Source organism: Paenibacillus sp. V4I5 (assembly GCF_030817255.1).
Taxonomy (GTDB): domain Bacteria; phylum Bacillota; class Bacilli; order Paenibacillales; family NBRC-103111; genus Paenibacillus_E.
In genome coordinates this window covers 3,109,523-3,134,159 of sequence record NZ_JAUSZB010000002.1, presented here as the reverse complement: position 1 = coordinate 3,134,159, position 24,637 = coordinate 3,109,523, and the positions used below count along the sequence as shown (strand labels likewise).

Below are 24,637 nucleotides of genomic sequence, written 5' to 3'. Positions count from 1 at the left end.
TAATTTCTATAATGAAGTCAACAAATCGATGGAGAGGTGAGTGTCTGAATGGAAAGTATCGTAGAACGTATGCTGCCTGCGCCTCGCGAAGGCGGATTTCGGATGGAAGGTTATTGGGTATGGTGCGGTTCAGTTATTCGGGGAGAGGATGAACGCTATCATATGTTTGCTTCTCGTTGGCCCAAGTCGCTGCCCATGCATCCTGGGTGGCTGGTTGCTTCGGAAATTGTACGAGCGGTTTCGGATACCCCGGAAGGGCCATATACCTTTCAAGAGGTCGTTCTGCCCGCCAGAGGAGCCCAGTATTGGGACGGGCGCAGTACGCATAATCCACATATCACCAAATTCGGGGATAAGTATCTTCTCTACTATATGGGTTCTACGCACCCGCTACCTGATGTGGTCGCCGGTGATGGATTCGGGTTGGAAGACCCGCGATGCATCGTAGCACGTTCTAATAAACGAGTGGGTCTTGCTATGTCGAACAGTGTTTTTGGGCCTTGGGAAAGAAGCGAGAACCCGATACTCCCTGTGCGACCAAAGCGGTTTGATAGCTACTTGACCTCCAATCCGGCACCTTGCATACAGGAAGACGGTTCCGTGCTGCTTGTCTACAAAGCCCGTCAATATGAAGGTAATCTTCATGGGAAAATGACGATCGGGGCAGCCGCAGCAGATAACTATCAAGGACCTTATCGCGTATTAACAGAGAAGCCCATTTTTCCGCCGAATCAATTTCATATCGAGGACCCTTTCATTTGGAAGACGACGGAAGGGTATGAGCTGTTAGCCAAGGATATGGAGGGGACGCTTTGCGGGGAAAGGCATGGAGGCATTCATGCTGTTTCTCCGGACGGGCTAAAATGGCAATTATCTGAGACGCCAAAGGCTTACTCACGAACGGTTCTTTGGGACGATGGAACGGAGCAGACGATGGGTAATCTGGAACGTCCTTTTCTGTTATTTCATGAGGGGAAACCGACGCACCTGTTCGCTGCAGTTGCCGATGGACCTGGGGGATTTCTGGGCGCAGCGAACACTTGGAATATGGTTATTCCATTGAGGCCTTAGGGAGGTAGTTTACATATGAAAGCTGTACTGGTTGGTTTGGGATCTGCAGGGTTCAGTTGGTATAAACGTCTAAGAGATAAAGGATTACTAGCAGCCGTTGTTGAGGTTGATATGGCCATGAAAGAGAAGATGAAGGATGATCCGTTCCCTTTCTACACGTCATTAGAAGAAGCTTTGCAAAACGAAGAGGCGGATTTTCTTGTCAATGTGACATCGCCGATGATGCACACAAGGGTGAATCATGCGGCATTTGACCGTAAGTTAGCTGTTTTGTGTGAAAAACCGATTTCCTTTGATTATGAGGAATCCATTGAGGTCGTGGCACGAGCTGTTCGGGAACACATCCCTTTTATGATCGCAGAAAATTACCGCAGGATGCCTTATATTCGTAAAATGAAACAGCTATTGGATGAGGGTGCAATTGGCACTCTTTCCTCGCTGGATATACAGTTCTACAGGTACCACCATGTGCAGCGGAAATATACCGTTAGTATCCTGGATGACATTGGTGTACATCACTTGGATATGCTCCGATATTTAACCGGAAGAGAAGGGAAATCGGTGCAGGCCAAGCTGTACAATCCAATTGGCGCCTGGGAAGAGGAAATGGCGATCATCAATGCTTATGCCTTCCTTGAAATGGATAATGGCATCACAGCTGCCTACCATGCATCCATCGCTGCAAGAGGGACAGAGACACCGTGGAGCGGTAATTGGAGAATAGAAGGAACTAAAGGGGCTTTGGAAGTAATCGATAAGGAAATCCGCCTAATTCGGGACGGAGAGGTCTTGCTCGTCGAAGATCTGAGTGGAGTAGATGAAACAGATACACTGGCTGAGTTTTTGGCATCGCTTCAAGAGGGGCGAGAAGCGGAGACAAGCGGTAGGGACTATTTGAAAACCCAAGCCCTTGTTCATTACACGAAGCTAGCAAGCGAATCCGGTCAGACGAAGGCCATTGAGGTTCCAACTCTATAGATGAATGGGGAAACTAGCATGCAGATAACGAATTGGCAACAATCGGCGCCAGGCGTATGGCGTCTTACGATCGGAGAACCGCAAGGAATTACACCGCTCTCATTGATGGGCGTTTCGCCGAAAGTCGAGGCCTTGCAGCAAATGCCGCAGGTACAGCCGCCTTTTCCCCGGGAAAGTATTCAGCTCGAGGAAGCAAATGACTGTCTCATTCTGTCTTTTCCGCTTGATCGAACGGAAAAGCTATACGGGACAGGCCTTCAGTTATTAAGAATGAATCAACGGGGAAGAAACCGTTATTTACGTGTGAACAGCGATCCCAAGCAGGATACGGGTGAGACGCATGCTCCTGTGCCTTTTTACGTAAGCGATCTCGGGTATGGCGTTTTGGTGGATACTTCACGGATCGTTACTTTGTACTGCGGATCAACCATGAGGCAGGAGGAAACGCAAAGCGAGGATATTCGTGATCGCAACACCGATAAGGGATGGAAGGCAACGCTAATCGCTTCGCGGGTGGAGATCCGGCTTCCTCTCGAAGGTGCAGACGTGTATGTGTTTGGCGGCCCTACTCTTTCGGATGTGGTTGCTAGGTATAATTTATTTTGCGGTGGCGGCACACTGCCTCCGAAGTGGGGACTTGGCTTCTGGCACCGAGTTCCGACGCTGTATACGGATCAGCAAGTGCTTGAAGAAGCGGAGCAGTTCCGTCAGCACGATATTCCCTGTGATGTGATCGGGCTCGAACCCGGTTGGCACAGCCAAAGCTACCCAGTCAGTTACGAATGGGAGAAAAGCCGATTCCCTGAGCCTGAGAAATTTGTGAAAGCTTTGGACCAAAGCGGCTTTCGGGTGAACCTGTGGGAGCATCCCTTCGTTTCGCCGAAGAGTGAGCTGTACGAGGAACTGAAGCCGCTTTCGGGGAGTCATTCGGTATGGGGCGGGCTTGCGCCGGATTATTCGCTGCCGGCAGCTGTGGAGCTTTATAAGAAGCAGCATGAAGAGCGGCATGTCAATATCGGAGTATCCGGTTACAAGCTGGATGAATGTGACGGCAGTGACTTGACCAACAATTCTTGGATGTTCCCGGGACATGCTCAGTTTCCATCCGGTCTGGATGGCGAGCAGATGAGACAAATGTACGGATTGATATTCCAAAAAATGACAGCTGAACTGTTCCGCAGCAAAAATCGGAGAACGTACGGACTTGTTAGGGCTTCGAATGCCGCAGCCTCAACGATGCCTTATGTCCTATATTCGGATCTCTATGATCACAAACAATTTATTCGCGGTCTATGCAGCTCCTCCTTCAGCGGGCTGCTGTGGACACCGGAGGTTCGCAGAGCCCGAAATGCCGAAGATTGGGTACGGCGGATGCAAACAGTATGTTTCTCGCCACTCGCGATGCTGAATGCATGGGGAGATGGAACGAAGCCTTGGTCTTTCCCTGAAGTGGAAGGTACTGTCCGCCATTATATCAAGCTGCGGATGAGATTGCTGCCGTATTTGTATACAGCTTTCGCAACCTACCGAGAGCAGGGTATTCCTCCTTTCCGCGCAATGCCTTTCGTTATGTCGGCATCAGAAATCGCGGAAGCCGAGGCTTTGGAAGCTGAAGCTGCACAGCAAATCTTGAATACGACTGATGCCGCCTACGGCAAGAAAAAAGTGAGAGAATGGGACGACCAATACATGTTCGGCGATGCGTTGCTAGTAGCTCCACTTGTTGAAGGAGAGTCCGAGCGGGAGGTCCTATTGCCATCTGGAATCTGGTATGGGTTAGAGACAGGAGAACGCTATACTGGTGGATGTATCATTCGCGTTCAAGCAGGCTTAGAGCGAATTCCGGTATTTGTTAGAAACGGGTCCGTCATTCCGATGATGCCTGCGTTATCGCATGTCCCACGCGTAGACACGCGCGTTCCACTTGAACTCATTCATTTCGGTGATGGAATGGGTGAAGGCAATCTGTACGATGATGACGGCGAATCGTTCGATTATGAACAAGGTAAGTTCGGTTGGTGGAAGGCGGCAGTCACGCAAAATGCAGCTGGTGTCTACTCCGGGGAACTTATAGGGACAGACGGGGAACCGACATCCTTCAGTTCCGTCACGTGGCGTTTCGCACAAACTCGTTTGTAATTCCTTCCGTTGTAGAACCTTTATCCGTGAGTTATCATAATTGGATAGCGATTCCGAGAAACATAGGGGAGGTCTGGACATGCATGTACTGATTGTAGACGATGAACCTGTCATTCGCAGGGGAATGGTAAAGATGGCGGAAATGTATACACCTTCTTTCTCGAAAATACAGACGGCTGAGAACGGCGTGGCTGCTTTAGAGCGGATTCGCGTCTGCGAGCCTGATCTAGTGTTGACGGATGTTCGCATGCCCAAAATGGACGGGTTGGAGCTCTGCAGAATCATTCATGAGGAATTTCCTCACATTAAGACCGTTGTAATATCCGGTTACAGTGACTTCGAATATGCCCAAAAAAGTATGGATTATGGTGTTCGGCACTATATGCTGAAACCGGTTACCAAATCAGATGTGCATGGCATGCTGGATCAATTGATCAAAAAGCCATCACTCAGCTATATGCCGCCTTCCCGTTATATCGAGTGGATTGATCAAATGGAACAGCAAATATGGGCTTTGCAAATGGAGGAACTGAGCAGCTTAATCAGCCGCTGGCGTGAATACTGCCTATCTGCCAATTTATCATTGGCCCAGCTTAAGGAGCTTCTGGATGATTGTAATGCGCTTCTTGTCAAACGCTTTCAAGGCCGCAATTATTCCCCGTCCTCCGTGCAAGCTCACTTGCAGGCGGATAGTGTGAAGGAAGCCCTCGAAGCGTTTGAGAAAGGTTTGAATCAAATGGCGAAAGGACTTCAAGATGTTCGAAGCGGCAGCTTCAAAGATCCTATGGAAGAGGCCAAAGGCTTTATCGACAGCCGGTTATCAGAGGACATTTCGCTGGATCAAGTCGCTGCGATGGTCGGATTGACACCTACCTATTTCAGCTCGCTTTTTAAAAAAGTAACGCAGGAAACCTTTGTTCAGTATCGGATCAAAAAAAGGATGACGAAGGCGAAGGAAATGCTAGCTATCCCTTATGTTCGAATCGTGGATGTGGCCTCTGATGTCGGGTATGACGATTACCCCCATTTTACGAAAACCTTCAAAAAAATTGTTGGCGTTTCGCCTTCTGAATATCGCGCAGGGCTTGGTATTAAATGAAAATTAGAGGTTTAACGAAAAAGCTATTCGTCTATTTTCTAATTGTCATTATTCTTTCTCTTAGCAGTGTCGGTATTTTCTCTTATATGACATCTTCCGATGAGTTAGCGGAAATGGTTGAGAACCAAATGAATCAAATCGTCGGGAACGCGGTTCATCATACGGATCTGTATTTGATTGATTATGAGCGCTCGATTGTCTCTATTTTGACGAACAGACAGGTTATGGAGTTTATTGATTTGAAAGCCAATCGGGAGGAATATGACTTTTTTACCTATCGGAAAATGATTCTCGAAACGAGTGTCGATCCGTTATTTATTCGCAATCCTAAATTAGCTTCTGTTTATTTGCTCAGCGATAAGCTGAATGCGGTCTATTACTATAATGGTGTGAACGAGCAATCATTCAATGTTGAGGATAAACGGAAGCAGCGGGAATATTTACTCGCCAATACAACGCCTGACGGAAAATTAAGTATTTTGAACCACACCATTATTGAAGGTCAGGAGAATCAAATGCTCACGCTTGTCCGTCGTATCCGAGGCTTCACCTCGCCTGAATTGAGTGGCTTGCTCGCCATTGAGATGAGATCTGCTGATTTGTCTGCTCTATGGAAAGGAATTGATTTAGGTAAATACGGGTACCTGTTTATCATTGATGATAAGGGTCGTTATGTGTATCACCCCGAAGGAGTTAGAGTCGGATCCGATGTTCCCAATGATTTTGTGCAAAAGCTGAAACAGGCTGGGGATCATTCCTTTATTGATAGCAATGAAGGGGATCAGCGCATGTATCTAAGCCGTAAATCCGATTATTCGGGTTGGCAGCTTGTTGTCTCCATGCCGCTTCATGAACTGCGTAAACCGGTGGCTAACATCCGTTCGACAACGCTTGTAGTCGGGTTATTTACTCTGGCATTAGCGATTTTACTTGCCTACAGATTCGGTAAGTCGATTACCAAGCCGATTCAAGTACTTAAATCCGGGATGCGAGAGACGGAAAAAGGAAATTGGGCGACCATTCCACTCCCCTCTCACAGGGACGAAATTGTCGAACTCATGGTTCGCTATAACGTGATGGTCAATCGGTTATCTGAAGCGGTTGATCGCGTGGTTCAGGTCGAATTAAGCAATTCAGAAATTCGGATGGAGCGGCAGAAGGCTGAGTTTCAATCTCTTCAGCTGCAAATCAATCCTCATTTTATGTACAACACACTTGAGACGATTGTCTGCTATGCCACGATTCAGGATTCAGAGGAGATATCCGAAATTGTTAAGGCACTGGCTTATATGCTGCGCTACTCGGTCCAAACCAATCTGGAAGAAATTACGGTTGCGAACGAGTTGAAGCACGTTTTGTATTATCTGGTCGTGCTGAGGCATAGAATTGGCCGGGAATTCGAGATTGATGTTGCGATTAAGCCCGAATATTTGCTACATGTCATGGTTCGGCTGACCCTTCAGCCTCTGGTCGAAAATGTGTTCCAGCATGCATTTCCGGAAGGATTGGAAGATTATCATTTCATCCGAATCGACGGAGGGGTAGAGGACGGAATCTTCTGGATTAGTGTAGAGGATAATGGTTCAGGGATGTCGGAGACACAACTTGCGCAGCTCCAAGAGAAGTTGAGCACAAACAGACTGGCAGATGATGAAATAGATGAAGCAGGTAAAAAAGGCGGTATTGGTGTGCTGAACGTCCATCGCCGAATTCAAATGGTCTACGGGGAGAATTATGGACTGAGGATTGAAAGTATGGCTGAGCAGGGAACTAAAATGATCATGGTAATGCCTGCATCACCTAAACATTATGAAAAACCAAATCTTGAATAGGGGGCATAAACTTGAAAAATCGCGAGAAATTGTGGTACCTTCAGCCTGCTAAGATGTGGGTAGAAGCGCTTCCGATCGGTAACGGTCGACTGGGCGGGATGATTTTTGGTCAAGTGCAAGAGGAAAGAATTCAATTAAATGAAGATTCCATCTGGTACGGAGGTCCTAAAGATGGCATCAACCCCGATGGTTCTCGATATTTAGAAGAAATCCGAGAGCTGCTTTTTGCCGGAAACGTCTTGGAAGCTACGCGATTAACACGAATGGCGCTCTTTTCCACACCTAAATATTATAATCCTTATCAGCCTTTGGGAGACCTAAGGCTTTATTTTCATGACCAGAAAGGCGAAGTTGAAGATTATCGGCGAGAATTGGATTTGAAGAAAGCCATCGCTCGTACAACTTATAGGGTGGGCGGAGTCAATTACCGTCGTACGATGTTTACCAGCTGTCCCGATCAAGTGATGATGATTCAATTGGAGTGCGATCAACCAGGCAAACTTCATTTCTCTGCGAATCTGAATCGCAGACCTTTTGAGGGGGAAACCGGCGCATTGTCGGAGGGTAGTATTTGGATGGGCGGAGAATGCGGGAAGCATGGTGTTGAATATGCTTGTGTGTTGAAAGCCAAATCCAAGGATGGTCATGTGTCCGTGATTGGCGACTTCCTGTCTGTGGAAGGGGCTAGCTCTGTGACATTGATGCTTGCCGCAGCCAGCACATTTCGAGAGTCAGATCCATTAGCAGCCTGCAAGCTTCAAATTGATGGCGCCGATCGGTTCAATGCTGACGAAATAGAACGCCGGCATATTCAAGATTATCAGGAATTGTACAATCGGGTGAGTTTGTCTTTGACTGAAAACGATCCTTTTGATGATTTGCCAACGGATGAGCGTTTGAAGCTTCTACAAGGGGATCAATCGACTGTGGATAGCGGTTTGATGGAGCTTTACTTTCAATACGGCCGTTATTTACTGATCGCCAGCTCCCGCCCAGGATGTCTGCCCGCGAATCTCCAAGGCATTTGGAATGACAGCTTTACACCTCCTTGGGAGTCCAAATATACAATTAATATCAATACACAAATGAATTATTGGCCAGCTGAGGTTTGCGGGTTATCGGAATGTCATGAACCGCTGTTCGACCATATCGAACGAATGCAGGTCAGTGGTCGGCAAACAGCGCGCGAGCTGTATGGCTGCTCGGGCTTTGTCGCTCATCACAACACGAACTTATGGGGAGAGACGCGGCCTGAAGGATTGTTCCCGACATGTGTGATATGGCCGATGGGAGCTGCATGGCTAAGCTTACACGTATGGGAGCATTTTGTTTTTACCGAAGATATGGATTTTTTACGGCATAGAGCCTACCCGATCTTGAAGGATGCTGCAGCTTTTTTCCTTGATTATTTGGTGGAATCGCCAGATGGACAGCTTGTGACGGGACCATCAGTCTCTCCAGAAAACGTATATGTATTGGCGGATGGAACTAGAGGGGCATTGACCATGGGGCCTTCTATGGATACGCAGATCATCCGTGAGTTGTTCGAGGCGTGCAAACAGAGCAGTCTCCTGCTGCAGGTCGATAGTGAGCTTCGTGAGCGGTACTCCGCGCTGCTGGGGCGGCTGCCTAAGCCGCAGATTGGCAAACACGGACAGATCATGGAATGGTTGAAGGACTATGAGGAGGATGATCCAGGTCATCGGCATATTTCACAGTTGTTTGCGCTGCATCCCGGAACCCAAATCAACCCGCATCGCACACCGGAATTAGCCAAAGCAGCTGCAGCCACACTGCAGCGCAGATTGGAAAACGGAGGCGGGCATACGGGTTGGAGCAGTGCGTGGATCGTTAATATGTATGCAAGACTGGAAGATGGCGAACAATCGTATGCACATTTAAACCACATGCTGCGCAAATCAACGTATCCCAATCTCTTTGATGCGCATCCTCCTTTTCAAATTGACGGAAATTTCGGTGCCACGGCTGGCATTGCTGAGATGCTGCTGCAATCCCATGCCGATGAGTTGAACTTACTTCCTGCGCTGCCGCCTGTGTGGTCTGAGGGTGAAGTGAGAGGACTTAGGGGGCGCGGCGGATACGTCGTTAACCTGAAGTGGACCGATGGAAAACTATCGGAAGCGATCATCAGCGCAGCGAAGGCTGGCTTATGTAGAGTCCGTACAAGTCATGACGTTCTAATCCGCTGCGGGGGAGAAGATATCGCCTTAGGCGGGGACCAGTCAGTTGTAGAGTTTCGTGTTGAAGCGGGCAGAACGTATGAGCTTTATAGAAAATAATCGTTGAGACGTGTATGGACGGGCATCTAATTCCAGTTATTGTCATTCATTGGATGATTGGATTCGCAACTGCTAATCCATTACGTTAACCAATAATAGTAAAGCGAGAAATCCATTACAGTTAAAAAATTTCGGGCAAGTTATCCTCCATGAGTGCATAGGATTGTAGTACACAATTCACCATCACGAGCTGACCTAGATAAGAAAGGCAGCAGTGAAAGGAGGTACCCATGGACATATTCAAAAGAATTTCGGAGCATCGTACGGAGAAGGATTCATTGAGCTGGACCGGTACGTTCGCGGAGTACATAGAATTGCTTCGCAAAAATCCTGGACTCGCGAGAACAGCGCATTCAAGGGTCTATGATATGATTGCTTCGCAAGGAATCAATGACCAAGTCGGGCACAAATCCTACAAATTCTTCAACAAAGAGATTTTCGGCCTGGATCGAGCCGTTGAGAAGCTGGTGGAAGAATATTTCCATTCCGCTGCCCGTCGATTGGATGTTCGTAAGCGGATATTACTGCTGATGGGTCCTGTAAGCGGTGGTAAATCAACCATTGTGACCATGCTGAAAAGAGGGCTGGAGCAATTTGCTAGAACTGACTTAGGGGCTGTCTATGCGATTAAAGGTTGTCCGATGCATGAGGAACCACTTCATTTGATCCCTATGGAGCTGCGTCCCGAGATCGAGCGAGAGCTGGGAGTAAAGATTGAAGGCAGCTTGTGTCCTTCCTGTCAAATGCGTTTAAAAACCGAGTACAACGGCTGTATTGAAGATGTTCATGTTGAGCGTGTGTTCGTTTCAGAAGAAGCGCGTGTAGGTATCGGTACGTTCAGTCCATCCGATCCGAAATCACAGGATATTGCCGATTTGACGGGAAGTATAGACTTCTCTACCATTACGGAGTTTGGTTCCGAATCCGATCCGCGTGCCTACCGGTTCGACGGGGAGCTGAATAAGGCAAATCGGGGGATTATGGAGTTTCAGGAAATGCTGAAATGCGACGAGAAATTCCTCTGGAACTTACTATCTCTCACACAAGAGGGTAACTTTAAGGCAGGACGGTTTGCCCTCATTAGCGCCGATGAGCTGATCATTGCGCATACGAATGAAACCGAGTATAAATCTTTTATTGCGAACAAGAAAAATGAGGCTTTGCAATCGCGGATGATTGTTATGCCAATTCCGTATAACCTTCGGGTTTCGGATGAAGAAAAAAATTTACTACAAGCTCATCGGACAGAGTGATATGTCTCACATTCATATTGCTCCGCACGCGCTCAGGGTTGCTGCGATTTTCTCCATTCTTACCCGCTTGAAAGAAACGAAGAAGCAAGGGATGGATTTAGTCAAGAAAATGCGTATGTATGATGGTGAAGTTGTGGAAGGTTACAAAGAAGCGGATCTCAAGGAAATGCAAAATGAATACCAAGAAGAAGGTATGAGCGGGATCGATCCGCGTTATGTCATCAACCGAATTTCAAGTGCATTGATTCGCCAAGATCTTCAGTGCATTAACGCGCTAGATGTCCTGCGTGCCTTGAAAGATGGTTTGGATCAGCATCCGTCGATTACGAAGGATGAGCGTGAGCGGTTCCTCAATTTCATTTCTGTGGCGCGCAAGGAATACGACGATATTGCCAAGAAAGAAGTGCAGAAAGCGTTCGTTTACTCCTTCGAAGAATCAGCTAGAACCATTTTCGATAACTATCTCGATAATATTGAGGCTTATTGTAACTGGGGGAAAATCAAGGATCCGCTTACCGGTGAGGAAATGGATCCGGATGAGCGCCTGATGCGCTCCATTGAAGAGCAAATCGGCATTTCTGAAAATGCTAAGAAAGCATTCCGAGAAGAAATACTGATCCGTATTTCCTCCTATTCTCGCAAAGGTCGGAAATTCGATTACAGCAGTCACGAGCGGCTGCGTGAAGCAATTGAGAAGAAGCTTTTCGCTGATTTGAAAGATATCGTGAAAATAACGACTTCCACGAAGACACCGGATGAGAAGCAATTGAAGAAAATTAATGATGTGACAAAGCAATTGATTGATGAGCACGGATATTGCCCTGTATGTGCGAATGAGCTGCTGCGTTATGTAGGGAGCTTGCTGAACAGATAAAACTTCATAGTGGAAGTAAAAGGACTTGAGGCGGTTCAGACGACCCCTCAGGTCCTTTTTTCATTTGTAAAGGCACGGTCTACTGTTTATCACCGAATCTAGTAATCTCTCATATACTATAAGATCTTACGATAGAGGAGGTGCAAGAGATTATGATAGGCAACTCAATGAAAAAGACAGGTGCACTTCTTTTATTTGTGGTGAGTTTTCTAGCTTTCGTGATGACTTGGGAGATGGGGTTATTATCTCCTTTGGGGGGAATTTGTATAGCGGGATTTAGCTTCGGCGGAGCCATCCTGATGTGGTTGGATGTCCACGAGTCTAGGCAAGGTGCTGGCAAGAAAGATGCAAAACGAGCAAAAGCCGATCTCTGATCGACAAGAGGACCATTCCCCCCAGAAAAAATCCAACGAACCCGGCAGATGGTCAGACGTCTTTGGATTCGGCAAAATATTGGACAAACTACCACTTCATAAGCTTTCAGCTCGCATGGCCTACTGTATGTTTTTTGATTTAGTACTGCTCTTATTTGTTCTTGTTCTCCGTGCTTCGGGTACTAATGTGAATGATTTTCCCAATGCTTGGGATATTCGGTTTATTGTGATCACGACAATTGTTGTTTTTTTCGTCGGACTCTGCGATATCTGGAAAGATCGGAAGTAATAAGATTGTTACCAAGCATAAGAAAGTATCCGCCCAATTTTTGGAGAAGTGATCACCAACTAGGCAATCGCACACATACAGTATTGTAGGCAGTTAACTATACAAGAATGTGAGTGATCCAGAAAATGACGAAACCAGAAGAGCAAGAATTACGTCCGCCACAAGGTGGGCACGGAGGCGGTCCTGGTTATGGTGGCCCTGGACATGGCGGCCCTGGTTATGGTGGCTATGGCCATGGTGGCTATGGCCATGGTTATCATCCGCACTATGGATATGGCGGACTGACAAATTTGCTGCCGTGGGTAGTGGCCCCATACTTATATGCGAAGCAGCCTTACTATCCATATCCATACCCTCCGACACCATATCCGCCTTATCCCTACCCGCAAAGCCCCTACTACCCGCCGTATAAACCCGGTTTTCCAGGGATTTAAACGCAATAGTTGGCATGCACTTAAACAAAGCAGAGAAGCTTTCTTTATCCAGAGAGTTTCTCTGTACTTTTCTATTTTCTACTAAAAATGGGCATGTACGACTACGAATCTTTATCAAATCTTAATAATCATATAGGCATTGTGTAATTTTCATGCTACAATTCTATTGATATAGCGTTTACATTTGTTACCCTCTCGTTTACTAATCCTCTCGCTCCCCTTTTCAAAATCATTTATATTCCAAGTCATTGTATTCATCGATACGATGGAAAAACCATCTTGGCTTTTGCTTATGAGGACTTCACTTGTGCAAATCTAAGGGGGAAAAGTGTGTTGAGCAATCAACCCGTTCGGATATTACATCATATTAGTGATATGAATCGTGGAGAAGCGCAAAGCTTTATTATGAATGTATATCGGCACATGGATCGATCGAAGATTCAATTCGATTTCGTTGTCCACACACATAATCCTTCAGATTATGATGAAGAAATACGAGCATTCGGTGGGAGGATATTCATCCTGCAGAAGCCTAGGGCGGGCTGGATGGGTTACATATATGAGTTAAAGTCGGCGATTCAACATCACGGTCCCTACCATGCTTTACATAGTCATACCTATGAGGCTAGTGTCTTAACGTTGTTAACATCAAGGCTGTTTGGCATTGAAATTCGTATTGTACATTGTCACAGCATAAGTGATTATACATACTCTTCCTCAACTACTAAGGTATCTCGATGGTTGAAGAGAAATATGATTCAGCGATTTGCCACCAATTGGGTAAGCAGCTCGATCACGGCAAGTCAGGCGCTATTCGGGTACCAATGGTCTCAAGATAAACGCGGCAGAATGGTCCGTAATGGGATAGATGTCGATCGATTTACAAGTAGAGTACAGAAGACCATGACGCTCCGCGAGCACTTGGATATTCCATTGGAGGAGCCAATCATTGGTCATATTGGACGGTTTAGCTCAGCTAAGAATCATTCATTCCTGATTGAGATTTTTGAAGAGCTGCTGTATCGTGTGCCGAATGCGAGGCTTATTTTGGTAGGGGATGGTGCATTGCGGCCTCAGATTCTAGCACTGATCGAGCAAAAAGGGATCCAAAACCGCGTTCATCTATTAGGACTGCGGGATGATATTTCTGAGCTCCTTCAGGAATTCGATGTCATGGTCCTTCCTTCATTCAAAGATGGTTTACCCATGGTTTTGATTGAAGCGCAAGCGGCAGGAGTTCCCTGTGTGGTATCCGATGTTTTACCAGAAGAAGCGAATCTGAGAGCAGGTTTTTTCGCATTCGTGTGTTTGAAGCAAGACATTGCCGTATGGGTGCAATGGTTAATGAAGGCGATACGCAGTGATCCTGTCCCGGTTGATGAGCGAATCCGAGCGATTCGACTAGCCGGCTATGATATTAAAGAGGTAGCTCTAGAATTAGAACACGTCTACGCTGCCCAATAGGAAATAGTGAGAGCCCTTATGTGGATGACATGAGGGTTCTTTCCTTATTGCTAGGGGGCTCGAAGAGTTCAATAGGATTACCTGCTGGGTCTTCTATATCTGCTTACCACCAAAACCTGTAACAATATTCCCTGCACCCTCCGGAACACGCCCGGGAAGGCTAAGGAACATAACACAGTGCACCATAGTCGGGTCAGCCGGCGCGTCGGGAGCGGGCCAGAGCTATCCCAGCGAGGATCACGCCAATCAGCCCCACCGCTATGGCCACGATGGCCCCGGCTCGCCCGCTGCCGGTGCCGAAACCACCGGTGAAGTTGGCCAGATGAAATCCAGAGTAGACTATGACGAACAGCGCCATCACCGCAGCCACGATGGCCCCGCGCCGCCCGGAGCCGGTGCCGAAACGGCCTCCGGAGCGGGCCAGAGACAGCCCGCCGATGACCGCGCTGATAAGCCCCACCACCGCGGCCATGAAGGCCATAATTCGCCCGGGGGTAAATTCGTATCCGATATTACCGTTGGTCACTTCAGCAAAGGCTACAGTTGGCACAAGTAGAAGTGTACAAAGTGCTACGAACGAAACTAGCTTCATTTTCATTTGTTCATTACTCCTCTTTGTTGTTTTAGGAAGTTTGTAGTTCTCACATTATTATTAAACAAAAGCGAGCAATCACTTCTTGTTCTTATAATTGATGGATAGATGAAAATGTGATCATGTTCTTTCCATCATTTGCTTGGAGGCTCGAAGAGTTCGATAGGATTACCTGCTGGGTCTTCTAGTAAGATCTGCTTACCACCAAAACCTGTGACAATATCATTGCGGAAGCGTAGGCCTGCTTTACGCAGGGGCTCGACAAAGACGCCCAGGTCATCGACCTCGATTTGAATCCGATTCCAGCCACCGGGTTCCGGTTTTCGCCCATTCGGCATGGCTTGAGCGGCTCCACCTGGACCATTTTTGGCATTCACAAGAAGATTCAAGTCACCTCGCTCCAAAACGGCAAAACCGGGTGCAGGATGTGTTTTGACAATGAAGTCAAGATGCTGTGTGTAGAATACGATTGTCGCATCTACATCGTCGACAATGTAACGTACCTTGATAGCGGCCATTCTTTCTCCTCCTAGATTCTTTTTCTGGCGTAGACGTTCCAATGATCAGAACGCACGTCCGTAAGCAATAACTGTCCCTAATTTTCTCAAAATCATAGCGCCCCTGCACCCACCGGAACACGCACATGAAGGAGAGGAGCCACAACACAGTGCACAATGGTCAGATCAGCCGGCGCGTCGGGAGCGGGCAAGAGTTATCCTAGCGAGGACCATGCCGGTCAGCCCCAACACTATAGCAAAGGTGGCCCCAGCTCGTCCGTTGCCTGTGCCCCAACCACCGGTGGAGTTGGCCAGATGCAGTGTAGCGATGACTATGCCGATCAGCCCTACCACCACGGCCACGATGGACCCTACTCGTCTTTTGCCGGTGCCGAAACGACCAGCAAAGCGGGACATAGACACCCCACCGATGACCACGCTGATAAGCCCCGCCACCACGGCCACGAGCGCCCTGAGTCGCATGGGGGTAAATCCGTTTACGATATTACCGTCGGTCACTTCAGCAAAGGCAATAGTTGGCACAAGTAGAAGTGTACAAATTACTACGAATGAAACTAGCTTCATTTTCATTTGTTCATTACTCCTCTTTGTTGTTTTTGCAAACTGAATATTTATCAACTTAAAGCAATCATTCGTGTTCTTCTAATTGGTGGATAGATGAAAATGTGATCATGTTCTTTCCATCATTTGCTTGGAGGCTCGAAGATTTCGTGCTCTGAGGACGAGTGGAGAATCAGCCCGCTGACCCTCCGTTAGCTCTCCAACTCCCGTATCACTACGGTTTATTCTTTGGTTATTCATTTTTGAATCCGCTCCTTCGTTTGATAATGAATGGGTTGAACTTTCTATTTATGCACACCCTGCTACCGCTTTCTCCCATGCTCGAACATAGTTTATCAATTCCATGTTAAGGACATGTGGAGAACATATCCTTTTTTCATGGTGATTATATTTTTGCTATAAATATAAGTTATACTACGAGTAAAAACAGCAGAAAGAAGCGGGATATAGATGGAAACAACTTTACTTCTGGTGGACGATGAAGTGAAAATGCTTGAAGCGATGGCTTCCTATTTACAAAATGAAGGGTTTCGGATTGTGTGCGCCACGACGGGCAAGGATGCGCTGACTGCAGCCAAAACGGAGCGCCCGGCTTTGGTTGTTTTAGACTGGATGCTTCCGGGAATGAGCGGAATTGAAGTTTGCCGCGAACTTCGGACTATGGGGTCTTATGGAATCATTATGCTGACGGCAAAAACGGAGGAAATGGATAAAATTATCGGTTTGGAAATCGGAGCCGACGATTACATGACCAAGCCTTACAGCTTGAGAGAGTTAGCGGCGAGAATACGTTCCGTATTACGCCGCATTCAAGGTAGACCTGAAGAAATTCAGACGATGCTAAGGGGAGACTTGACGATTATCGAATCGAAATGCCAAGTCATGAAGGATGGTGCGGAAATTGTTCTTACTCCTACAGAATTTAAATTACTGATTACTTTGGCCGCCAAACCCGGTATTGTATTCAGTCGGCTTCAACTTATGAAATCGGTCATGGAAGATGATTTCATCAACTACGAGCGCACGATCGATTCCCACATCAGTAATTTGCGGAAAAAGATCGAGAACGATTCGGCGATCCCAAAATATATTCAAACCGTGATCGGATTCGGTTATCGATTCGGTGACAAGTTATGAACGTTCGGGGAAAATTGTTTGGCGCCATGGCGGTTTTAGTTTTTTTTGTCACGGTGGGCTACTTCGGGGCAACCCAAGGATACTTAAAGAACCGTTTTGAAGATTATTTCAAAGCAAAAACGACAAAGTTGTTTGAGATCTACTATAAGGAGCATGACAATTCATGGGAAGGCATAGAGGAAATTAAGATTTCAGACGCATTGGAGCAGATAAGTCCGGATGGGCGCGAGATCGCACTATTGTCTTCTGAAGGCAACATCTTGTTTTTTAGAGGGTCGGGTGATTCTGGGTCGCTGATACAGCAGGGAAAACGGAATACCGTCATAGTAAACGGAGCGACGGTCGGCACGATCTATGTCGATAGGTGGGAATCGACAGAAGATTATCTACTAAAGAAGTATGTTCTGGACTCCATGCGCACCCAAGGTTTGAGGGTGCCGACCTTAACCGGGATCGTTGCACTGCTTCTTGGCTTATGGTTAACCAAGAAATTAACGGAGCCCCTGAAACGTCTCATCCCCGCCATACAAAAAATTGCAGTTGGAGAGCTTCATGTTCGTATTCCCGTGACAACAAGAGATGAATTCGGGAAAGTAACCGGCGCGCTCAATCATATGGCGCAGCAGTTATTACGCGCAGAAGAGGTACGAAAAAATTTGACTGCCGATGTGGCGCATGAGTTAAGGACGCCGCTTTCCATTATTCAATGTAATATGGAAGTTATACAAGAGGGAGGACGGGACATTCCTCCGGAAACCTTATTGCCTATACAGGATGAAGTTATCCGTTTGTCCAAACTTGTCGACGATCTCCACCAGTTAACGCTGGCCGAAGCAGGTAAATTGCAGCTGGACCGGTCCCCGACAGATCTTGTTCCCCTTTTGGATCGGATCATCGATATGTTAAAGCCGGAAGCGGAAGAACGACATATCGACATTGTTCGCTCGTATCCGGTACAAAAATTGAATGCATTCGTCGATCCTCACAGGATCACGCAAGTATTCTATAATTTATTGACTAATGCCATGCGGTATACCTCGTCCGGTGGAAAAATTTCGATCCGAATTACGGATAGTTCCCATGAAGAGTCACGCTTTGCGTCCGTCTCGATTGAGGACACCGGAATCGGTATTGCGGCGGAGCAGCTCCCCTTCCTGTTCGATCGTTTTTATCGCGTTGAAGAATCACGTGCCCGTCATACGGGTGGCATGGGTCTGGGACTTGCCATTGCAAAAGAATTTGTCGAGGCTCATCGAGGCTTCATTTCGGTACAAAGTGAGGTTGGTCGTGGGACCCAATTTACTGTACATCTGCCTTGTGCATAGCAAACTCTGAATCTAGCTGACGAAGCGAGTTATCGGGTAATTGATCTTAGTAAATCCTTTTGGTTATAGTTCTGATTTCAAGTGTCCCTGGGGCGAGCGGTCTGAACGGTGAGACCGGTATCGTCATTCGTTCGGGGGACGAAACTCTGGCCGCTATGTTATACAACTCCGACGCGGAAAGTTTGCCGGAATCTACTTCGTGGTAAACCCGGATAAGCTTGTCCGGGTTTAGGAAGGTGATGGACTTCTTGTGAACATCCAAACAGCAAGCTCGCTCGATAAGGACATCCATAAAAATCACCTTTCTACGGCAATAAAATTGACGACTGGAAATTTTCATTATCTATGGTGCCTGGCAGGGCATGGATGGCTAACGGGTAACGTTAGTACAAATAAGATCTGGGGCAGCAGTAGTGCGTTTATTTGCTCAATGCGCAGGAACGGCTGTTTCCAGAAGGGCCGGAGAATGTTGGCCGGAAGTTGGATCAGGTGCTCAGCGAATGTGGAGTGACAGTGCTTCACAATCGTAAGGCGATACGGGAGGAAGCAGGAGGGGTTACGCTTAGCAATGGCGATCGTCTGGCAGCCCACCTATGTATATGGACGATTGGCCTGATACCGAATCCAGCCCTTCGCAGCATGGGCTTGCCGCTTACTCCCGAAGGTCAAGTACTGGTGGATGAATGTTATCGCGTTCAAGGGATGTCGGGCGTATACAGCATTGGTGACTGTGCGAGAATCGTCGATCCGAGTACCGGCAAGGCGATCAGATGACGTGCAAAGAAGCCGGGCCGAAGGCGTTAAGACTGGGGAAAATCGTGATGGCCGATCTGGAGTGCCGTTCCGCGCCGGTTCACAAATCGGTGATGGATACCTTCGCCATCGGCCTTGGGCAAAATCGCGGGTTGATGTGGGTACGCAAATGGGGTCTTGATATCATCATAACGGGAAAGCTTGCATGGAAAATCAAGAACCTGGCATGGGATTGGGCCAGTAGTTTTCGTTAGGAAATCGCCCCATAGTTTATGAAAGACAAACAGAGATGGAGGGTACGAATAGTGAAACAATTTGATACGGCAATCATTGGTGGAGGCATTGCAGGATTAGTGGCAGCAATTGACTTGGCTAGGGCAGGGAAGTCTGTTGTACTTTTCGAGAAGGACAGCCAACTTGGTGGTCGAGCAATATCTGTCAAAAAAAACGGGGCAATCTTCGATCTTGGCATGCGCTGTGTCCTTGTCCTATTTTCGGCGTGACCGGTTCGGACGGTAAGACCACCACCACGTCGTTGATTGCAGACATGCTGGCTGACGGGGGGCGTACGGTTCATCTGGGCGGCAACATTGGCACGCCACTTCTGACGCGCGCAGGCGAGATGTCGCCGCTGGATGCGTGTGCGGTCGAGCTGTCCAGCTTCCAGCTGATGGACTTGACGCGCTCTCCCCATGTGGCGGTGATTACCAACCTCTCGCCCAATCACCTCGACTGGCACCGCGACATGGATGAATATACCGCCGCCAAGCGCCGCCTGCTGGATTTTCAGAGTGCTAACGACTTTGCCGTCCTAAACGGTGACAATCCGGCGACCGCCGAACTGCGCGGGCGGGGACGGACCAAGTATTTCGGCGTGCACACTGTCCACGATGGCATAATCGACGGTCTATTATCCATCAGTGATATTCGTTTGCCGGGTTGGTATAACGTGGAGAACGTTATGGCTGCCATGACCGCCGTGCGGGGGACCGTGTCTGATGAGGCAATCCTGGAGACGGTGCGCAACTTCGTCGGAGTGGAGCACCGAAACCAGTGGGTAGCAACTGTGGGCGGCGTGCATTATTACAACAATTCAATCGGCTCCAGCCGCGCCCGTACCGTCGCCACGCTGCATGCGCATGTGGGCCGAGTGCTGCTGATCGCCGGCGGGCGAGATAAGAAAGTACCGTTTGACGAGATGGCTAGGCTTCTGCCTGATCATGTCAAAGTGCTGCTGTTGATCGGAGAAGCTGCCAGTCAAATCGAGGCAGAGGCGCGCAGAGTGCCGTGTTGCCCGCCTATTATCCGCTGCGAAGGCCTGGCCGAAGCAGTGGCGCAGGCGCACAAGCTGGCCGTACCGGGCGACACTGTGCTGCTGAGTCCTGCATGCACTGCGTTTGACCAATATCGTAACTTTGAAGAGCGCGGGCGTCACTTTGTAGACCTGGTCGGGTCGCTGCACCGGTCGGTCGGAGGGAAAGGATTGAATTGAACAAGACATGGGCGTTTGCCGGGAAAAGCTGATTGCCCTGATGTATTTTCATTTATAGATAGTTCTTAAGAGGAACAGATTGAATTTATTCATTACGCTAACGGATAACTGATAGTTCAAAAGAAGTGAAGGTAGTCGATCATCATATTTTGGTCGGCTGCCTTTATTTATAATAAAGGGCAGGATAACTCAACAATGTTCAAGAAATATAACACCTATAGTGATCAAATAAGGATGGTGCTTCCCTTGATTAATTTAAAGGACTATAAAGACTTAAGCGAAGTGAAGCATCTACTGGCGGAGTGCATGTGGCCTGATGAAGAAAGAATTTCTAATGAACTGAACAAATACTTAAAAGATAACTCAAGGGAACTTTTAGGAGTTTTATTTAATGACGAGCTAGTAGGATTAATCGGAATCGTATACGAATTAAATGACGAAGTAGAACTAAAACATATTGCGATTAAACCCAACTATCGCGGCAAGGGTATAGGTAGTGAAATGATACATGAGTTTATAAAAACCAAAAAAATCTCAAGAATAAAGGCAGAAACTGATAGAAATGCTGTTGGTTTCTATAAAAAAATTGGTTTTACGATTACAAGCCTAGGAGAAAAGTATCCAGGTGTTGAACGCTTTGAATGTATTATTTCAGTCAGTAGCGATTTAACAGATCACTATTGAACTAACGAAAAACGATAGTTGAATCAGAATATCGAAAGGGCTGCCGTGTGGCTGCTCTTTTCTACGAGTGGTTTAGGGGATTAACGCCATTGCACAAATGATTTAATATGGAATTAATATTATTTAAAGTTGGGGATGGAACAATGGACGGTATCATTAGGGAAGTTTATTCCCCAAGCAGAAACTATAAAGCGGTGATTATAAAAAGAGAAAAAGATGGATTGTATGAAAGTAAAATATATATGTGGTTTACTCATGACCAAGACATTCGAGAAATTTTGGATGAAGAAGGTTATTGGGGAATTGTATCTCATTATAAATCCTTATTTGATACAGAAACTAATGCTCTAAAAGTAGCAATAGAAGACCTACATTCGGCTTCATGCGAGAAAATACCAAACTACGAATAAAATATTTGCTCTTATTCATTTGTTACGCTAACGGAAACGTTAGTTGAATAACACACATTAGATGAGCAGGCACTGCGGTGGCCTGCTCATTTTATTAAGCTAGCTGGCAGGGTAGCGTAATAACAAAGGAGAAAATTGATTGATAACATCATAAAAGCGAGGATCCCGCGAATTATATCGCAGAGTCCTCTTATAGTGGGAAGCGGTTTATTTCAAAAATACACTTCTAATGCTAAGTCTTACTCAAAAAGTATCGAAGCAGAAATCTCGATCTTTTTATCCTTCTTCGTGTTTTCATGGTGAATCAACAACCTTTCGAAAACTAAAATTGAATTCCGTTTTTCGCTGTTTTTCAATACCACTTCCCACTTATCGTATGTTTACCCTTTTCCTAATATTTTGAAACAATAAGGGTAATATGGCTCTCAGAAAATAAAGTTTTAGATTGACTTGCTTGATTAAGCTAACGGGCAGGTTAATGTGGTAAACCTCTCCAATCCACATTCCAGAGATAGAACAGCATTATTACTTGGAAGCATTGCTCCAGATGCTGTTTCACCTAATAACGCATCACATTTCTTTATAGGTGATGTACGAATAGAGACATCAGTTGATTTGGGGTTATTAATATAAAACCTATTCTTCAACAAAAAGAGAACGATTGAATATAGGCAGCAAAACCAGTCCCTTTTGAGGGACTGGTTTTTACAATACATAAGATAAGTTATTTTGAACGGCAGTGATCAATAGTCGTAGTACTGTTCTGATTAAATTTTTTTATAGTAGAGTTTGCTGTCGGCATGAGAAAGAAATCAAACAACCGCACGTTAGTGCGCTGTGGGCAAACGAATATCGACAGTTGAGCCTTGTCCAGGTTTACTTTCGAACGAAATTGTTCCTTTATGGTTGGTGATTATTCGTTTGCTGACCATGAGACCGAGGCCTGTTCCGTTCTCTTTGCTCGTAAAGAAAGGATCGCCAAGACGATTTAGCGCTTCCTGTGGGATGCCGCATCCGTGATCGATGATCCGCACGATGTTATGCTTGGGTGTCTCAGTTAACAGTTCAATCCTTACAGTACCGCCACTTGGCATTGCTTCCATTGCGTTTTTGAGTACATTGATGAAGACTTGCTTCAGTTGATTCATTTCCCCATAAACGGGTGGCAGTTCTGCTGGGAAGGTCATTGTGAATAGTATGTTATGTAAAATAGCCTGAGGCTGCAAAAATACCCCGATATCCTCCAAGATTGCCTTGATATCCACCGTTTGAAAGTTGCTTGCCTGCGGTTTGGCCAAGAAGAGAAATTCGCTGACGATTAAGTTAATCCTGTCCAATTCAGAGAGCATTACCTTCAAGTTGTCTTCTTTTACAGAAATGCCTTTCTGCTGAAGCTGGACGAACCCTTTGAGTGTTGTTAACGGATTGCGGATTTCATGGGCGACACCAGCGGCCAACTGGCCGATTGCGGAAAGTTTTTCCGACTGAAGCAGAGCTTCTTCCGATTGTTTGCGGGCTGTGATGTTCCGCGTAATCGAAGCAATAGCGACGACCTCATCTTTGTCGTCTCGGATCGGAGAGATCGTGATACTGACATCAATGTGATGTCCGCTTTTGGTATACCGGACCGTTTCGTAATCTGTAATAGATTCATGTTGGTAGATTGACCTTAGTATTTTCTCGTATTCTTGTTCAAGCTGGTCCGGAATGTTCGACAGAGGCTTGCCCAATATTTCATCTGCGCTCCAGCCATACATTTTTTCGAAGGCGCTGTTCATTTGTAATACTTTTCCGTTTAGATCCTCCACATGAATGGCATCAGACGTATGGTTCACGAAGGAGTCTAAGTAATTGCGGGTGCTACGCAATTCTTCTGATGCGTTCTTCAGCTTGTCCCGATAGCTGCTGAACTGCCGGAGAATAATCAGAACAATGGACGTAGCGAATCCCCACATGACGATGCTGACTTGTTCCTGTTGAAGGAACAAGGTAACAAGCAGAATTATGATCATCACATAAGGCAGCGCCAGGCGGATCGCTCCATTATAGACCTGACGATTTTCTGGTGTTCTGTTCTTGGTTCCTGGTTTGCGGCTAAGATAGCCCCCGAACGCGATAAGAAAAAGGGAGAGTGTGTAAAGAGGATCGACGATCGCGTAAATCCACCCGTTTGAGTTTGCAAAAGGAGAATAATAAACCGAGTCCGCGGTAATTTGGAGAATCATTCCAAAAATAAAACAAAGCATTGATTTCTTGCTATGAACATTTTCTATCACCCAATACAAACAGAGAGCACCGAGAAGAAGAACTAAGTCGCTTGTAATGTAGACGAGGGAGACGAGTATAGATGACGTAATAGCGCCTCCGCCCAGTAAGAAAATAGGCTTAACAATGAATTCCCAACTCATGCTTATGGCTACCGCCATAATGATTGCGATATCAAACATCGGGTCCAAACTAAACTTTAATTTCCGCTTCAGGATCTTTAGAATAAACGCAATTATGTAAGACAACGTACACAGCAAATAAAGAACGTCGGGCAAACCGGGAGACGGGACCTCACTTGAGAGCACTACTTGAATCGCGAACCAAGTTGCGTCACCGCAAAAATAACAGAATGCACTGAACGTCACAATAAGCCAGAAGCGTCTTTCTGTCGGTTCGTAGGTGCGGCTGCCCATGGCCAGCCAAATGGCTGCGGTTAACGATCCAATTGTCGAGAACAAATTGCAACCGACCGACCACAAGCGGGAAGACAGGGGAACGGAGAAATTCCAAGCATAAAAAGCTAACATATATATGACAATTGTAATTAGTATTGTGCGAGAGTCTAGTTTGAAATGCAATCGCATAGAATGCCCTCTTTCGATAATAGTTTACAAAATTATACCATTAATCCCATCCATTCGACAAAATGTTTGCGTAGAGTGAACATGAGCAGAGTAAACCATACAACGAGGTTTTGCGGAAGCTTCATTACTTAAACATTCCTTATTAAAGCTGAAGATGTCGATACCACAACCAACCGCCATTAATCCTTTTTTTGTATCACCAAAAA

22 protein-coding genes and 1 pseudogene are annotated in these 24,637 nt (G+C 46.6%); 19 read left to right on the top strand and 4 right to left on the bottom strand.

Annotation, left to right across the window (positions count from 1 at the left end; all coding sequences use genetic code 11):
* The first annotated feature begins 48 nt into the window (after nucleotides 1-48).
* The 11 genes and pseudogenes from QFZ78_RS16220 (at nucleotide 49) to QFZ78_RS16170 (ending at nucleotide 14,107) form a co-directional block, all read left to right on the top strand.
* Nucleotides 49-1,071 carry a glycoside hydrolase family protein gene (locus tag QFZ78_RS16220; RefSeq protein WP_307549050.1) on the top strand — a complete coding sequence of 341 codons (1,023 nt, stop codon included), beginning with the start codon at nucleotides 49-51 and terminating at the stop codon, nucleotides 1,069-1,071.
* A 15-nt stretch (nucleotides 1,072-1,086) separates the two neighbouring features.
* Nucleotides 1,087-2,049 (top strand): Gfo/Idh/MocA family protein, encoded by a 963-nt coding sequence (locus QFZ78_RS16215; RefSeq protein WP_307549048.1) that lies wholly within the window; start codon nucleotides 1,087-1,089, stop codon nucleotides 2,047-2,049.
* A gap of 18 nt (nucleotides 2,050-2,067) precedes the next feature.
* Entirely contained in the window at nucleotides 2,068-4,188 is a 2,121-nt protein-coding gene (locus QFZ78_RS16210; protein ID WP_307549046.1) for a TIM-barrel domain-containing protein, read from the top strand.
* Between the two features lie 79 nt (nucleotides 4,189-4,267).
* A complete protein-coding gene (locus QFZ78_RS16205) occupies nucleotides 4,268-5,287 on the top strand; it encodes a response regulator transcription factor (RefSeq protein ID WP_307549045.1) in 1,020 nt (339 codons plus the stop codon).
* The gene (locus QFZ78_RS16200; RefSeq protein ID WP_307549043.1) at nucleotides 5,284-7,119 is read left to right on the top strand and encodes a cache domain-containing sensor histidine kinase; all 1,836 of its coding nucleotides are present in this window, start codon (nucleotides 5,284-5,286) and stop codon (nucleotides 7,117-7,119) included. The genes QFZ78_RS16205 and QFZ78_RS16200 overlap by 4 nt, the downstream gene beginning before the upstream one ends.
* An 11-nt stretch (nucleotides 7,120-7,130) precedes the next feature.
* Nucleotides 7,131-9,419, top strand: a complete 2,289-nt coding sequence (locus tag QFZ78_RS16195; protein WP_307549041.1) for a glycoside hydrolase family 95 protein — start codon at nucleotides 7,131-7,133, stop codon at nucleotides 9,417-9,419.
* Between the two features lie 230 nt (nucleotides 9,420-9,649).
* Nucleotides 9,650-11,546 (top strand): annotated as a pseudogene (locus QFZ78_RS16190) (PrkA family serine protein kinase).
* 152 nt (nucleotides 11,547-11,698) lie between these two features.
* Nucleotides 11,699-11,920, top strand: coding sequence for a hypothetical protein (locus QFZ78_RS16185; RefSeq protein WP_307549039.1), 222 nt, complete (start codon nucleotides 11,699-11,701; stop codon nucleotides 11,918-11,920).
* Nucleotides 11,892-12,209, top strand: a complete 318-nt coding sequence (locus QFZ78_RS16180; protein ID WP_307549037.1) for a hypothetical protein — start codon at nucleotides 11,892-11,894, stop codon at nucleotides 12,207-12,209. The genes QFZ78_RS16185 and QFZ78_RS16180 overlap by 29 nt, the downstream gene beginning before the upstream one ends.
* 125 nt (nucleotides 12,210-12,334) lie before the next feature.
* The gene (locus QFZ78_RS16175) at nucleotides 12,335-12,643 is read left to right on the top strand and encodes a hypothetical protein (RefSeq protein WP_307549035.1); all 309 of its coding nucleotides are present in this window, start codon (nucleotides 12,335-12,337) and stop codon (nucleotides 12,641-12,643) included.
* 333 nt (nucleotides 12,644-12,976) lie between these two features.
* Nucleotides 12,977-14,107 (top strand): glycosyltransferase, encoded by a 1,131-nt coding sequence (locus QFZ78_RS16170; protein WP_307549033.1) that lies wholly within the window; start codon nucleotides 12,977-12,979, stop codon nucleotides 14,105-14,107.
* Between the two features lie 193 nt (nucleotides 14,108-14,300).
* On the opposite strand, the gene QFZ78_RS16165 is transcribed toward QFZ78_RS16170, so the two are convergent.
* The 3 genes from QFZ78_RS16165 to QFZ78_RS16155 form a co-directional block, all read right to left on the bottom strand.
* Nucleotides 14,301-14,705, bottom strand: a complete 405-nt coding sequence (locus tag QFZ78_RS16165; protein ID WP_307549031.1) for a DUF6223 family protein — start codon at nucleotides 14,703-14,705, stop codon at nucleotides 14,301-14,303.
* 128 nt (nucleotides 14,706-14,833) lie between these two features.
* Nucleotides 14,834-15,217: a VOC family protein gene (locus tag QFZ78_RS16160; RefSeq protein WP_307549029.1), complete on the bottom strand. Its 384-nt coding sequence runs from the start codon at nucleotides 15,215-15,217 to the stop codon at nucleotides 14,834-14,836.
* Between the two features lie 165 nt (nucleotides 15,218-15,382).
* On the bottom strand, nucleotides 15,383-15,787 hold the full coding sequence (locus QFZ78_RS16155) for a DUF6223 family protein (RefSeq protein ID WP_307549027.1): 405 nt from the start codon (nucleotides 15,785-15,787) through the stop codon (nucleotides 15,383-15,385).
* A 441-nt stretch (nucleotides 15,788-16,228) separates the two neighbouring features.
* Here QFZ78_RS16155 and QFZ78_RS16150 point away from each other — a divergent pair, with 441 nt between their 5' ends.
* The 8 genes from QFZ78_RS16150 to QFZ78_RS16115 all read left to right on the top strand — a co-directional run bounded on the left by QFZ78_RS16150 (nucleotide 16,229) and on the right by QFZ78_RS16115 (nucleotide 21,579).
* Nucleotides 16,229-16,915: a response regulator gene (locus QFZ78_RS16150; RefSeq protein WP_307549024.1), complete on the top strand. Its 687-nt coding sequence runs from the start codon at nucleotides 16,229-16,231 to the stop codon at nucleotides 16,913-16,915.
* Complete coding sequence (locus QFZ78_RS16145; RefSeq protein WP_307549022.1) at nucleotides 16,912-18,240, top strand: sensor histidine kinase; 1,329 nt, start codon at nucleotides 16,912-16,914, stop codon at nucleotides 18,238-18,240. The genes QFZ78_RS16150 and QFZ78_RS16145 overlap by 4 nt, the downstream gene beginning before the upstream one ends.
* A 423-nt stretch (nucleotides 18,241-18,663) precedes the next feature.
* Nucleotides 18,664-19,014 (top strand): FAD-dependent oxidoreductase, encoded by a 351-nt coding sequence (locus tag QFZ78_RS16140; RefSeq protein WP_307549020.1) that lies wholly within the window; start codon nucleotides 18,664-18,666, stop codon nucleotides 19,012-19,014.
* A gap of 47 nt (nucleotides 19,015-19,061) precedes the next feature.
* A complete protein-coding gene (locus QFZ78_RS16135) occupies nucleotides 19,062-19,247 on the top strand; it encodes a hypothetical protein (protein ID WP_307549018.1) in 186 nt (61 codons plus the stop codon).
* Nucleotides 19,248-19,298: 51 nt separating this feature from the next.
* The gene (locus QFZ78_RS16130) at nucleotides 19,299-19,496 is read left to right on the top strand and encodes an FAD-dependent oxidoreductase (RefSeq protein ID WP_307549016.1); all 198 of its coding nucleotides are present in this window, start codon (nucleotides 19,299-19,301) and stop codon (nucleotides 19,494-19,496) included.
* A 32-nt stretch (nucleotides 19,497-19,528) separates the two neighbouring features.
* Complete coding sequence (gene murD, locus QFZ78_RS16125; RefSeq protein ID WP_307549014.1) at nucleotides 19,529-20,485, top strand: UDP-N-acetylmuramoyl-L-alanine--D-glutamate ligase; 957 nt, start codon at nucleotides 19,529-19,531, stop codon at nucleotides 20,483-20,485.
* 237 nt (nucleotides 20,486-20,722) lie between these two features.
* Complete coding sequence (locus QFZ78_RS16120; RefSeq protein WP_307555718.1) at nucleotides 20,723-21,169, top strand: GNAT family N-acetyltransferase; 447 nt, start codon at nucleotides 20,723-20,725, stop codon at nucleotides 21,167-21,169.
* 143 nt (nucleotides 21,170-21,312) lie between these two features.
* Nucleotides 21,313-21,579, top strand: coding sequence for a hypothetical protein (locus QFZ78_RS16115; protein WP_307549012.1), 267 nt, complete (start codon nucleotides 21,313-21,315; stop codon nucleotides 21,577-21,579).
* Nucleotides 21,580-22,406: 827 nt separating this feature from the next.
* Here QFZ78_RS16115 and QFZ78_RS16110 read toward each other — a convergent pair.
* On the bottom strand, nucleotides 22,407-24,431 hold the full coding sequence (locus QFZ78_RS16110; protein ID WP_307549010.1) for an ATP-binding protein: 2,025 nt from the start codon (nucleotides 24,429-24,431) through the stop codon (nucleotides 22,407-22,409).
* Nucleotides 24,432-24,637 lie beyond the last annotated feature (206 nt).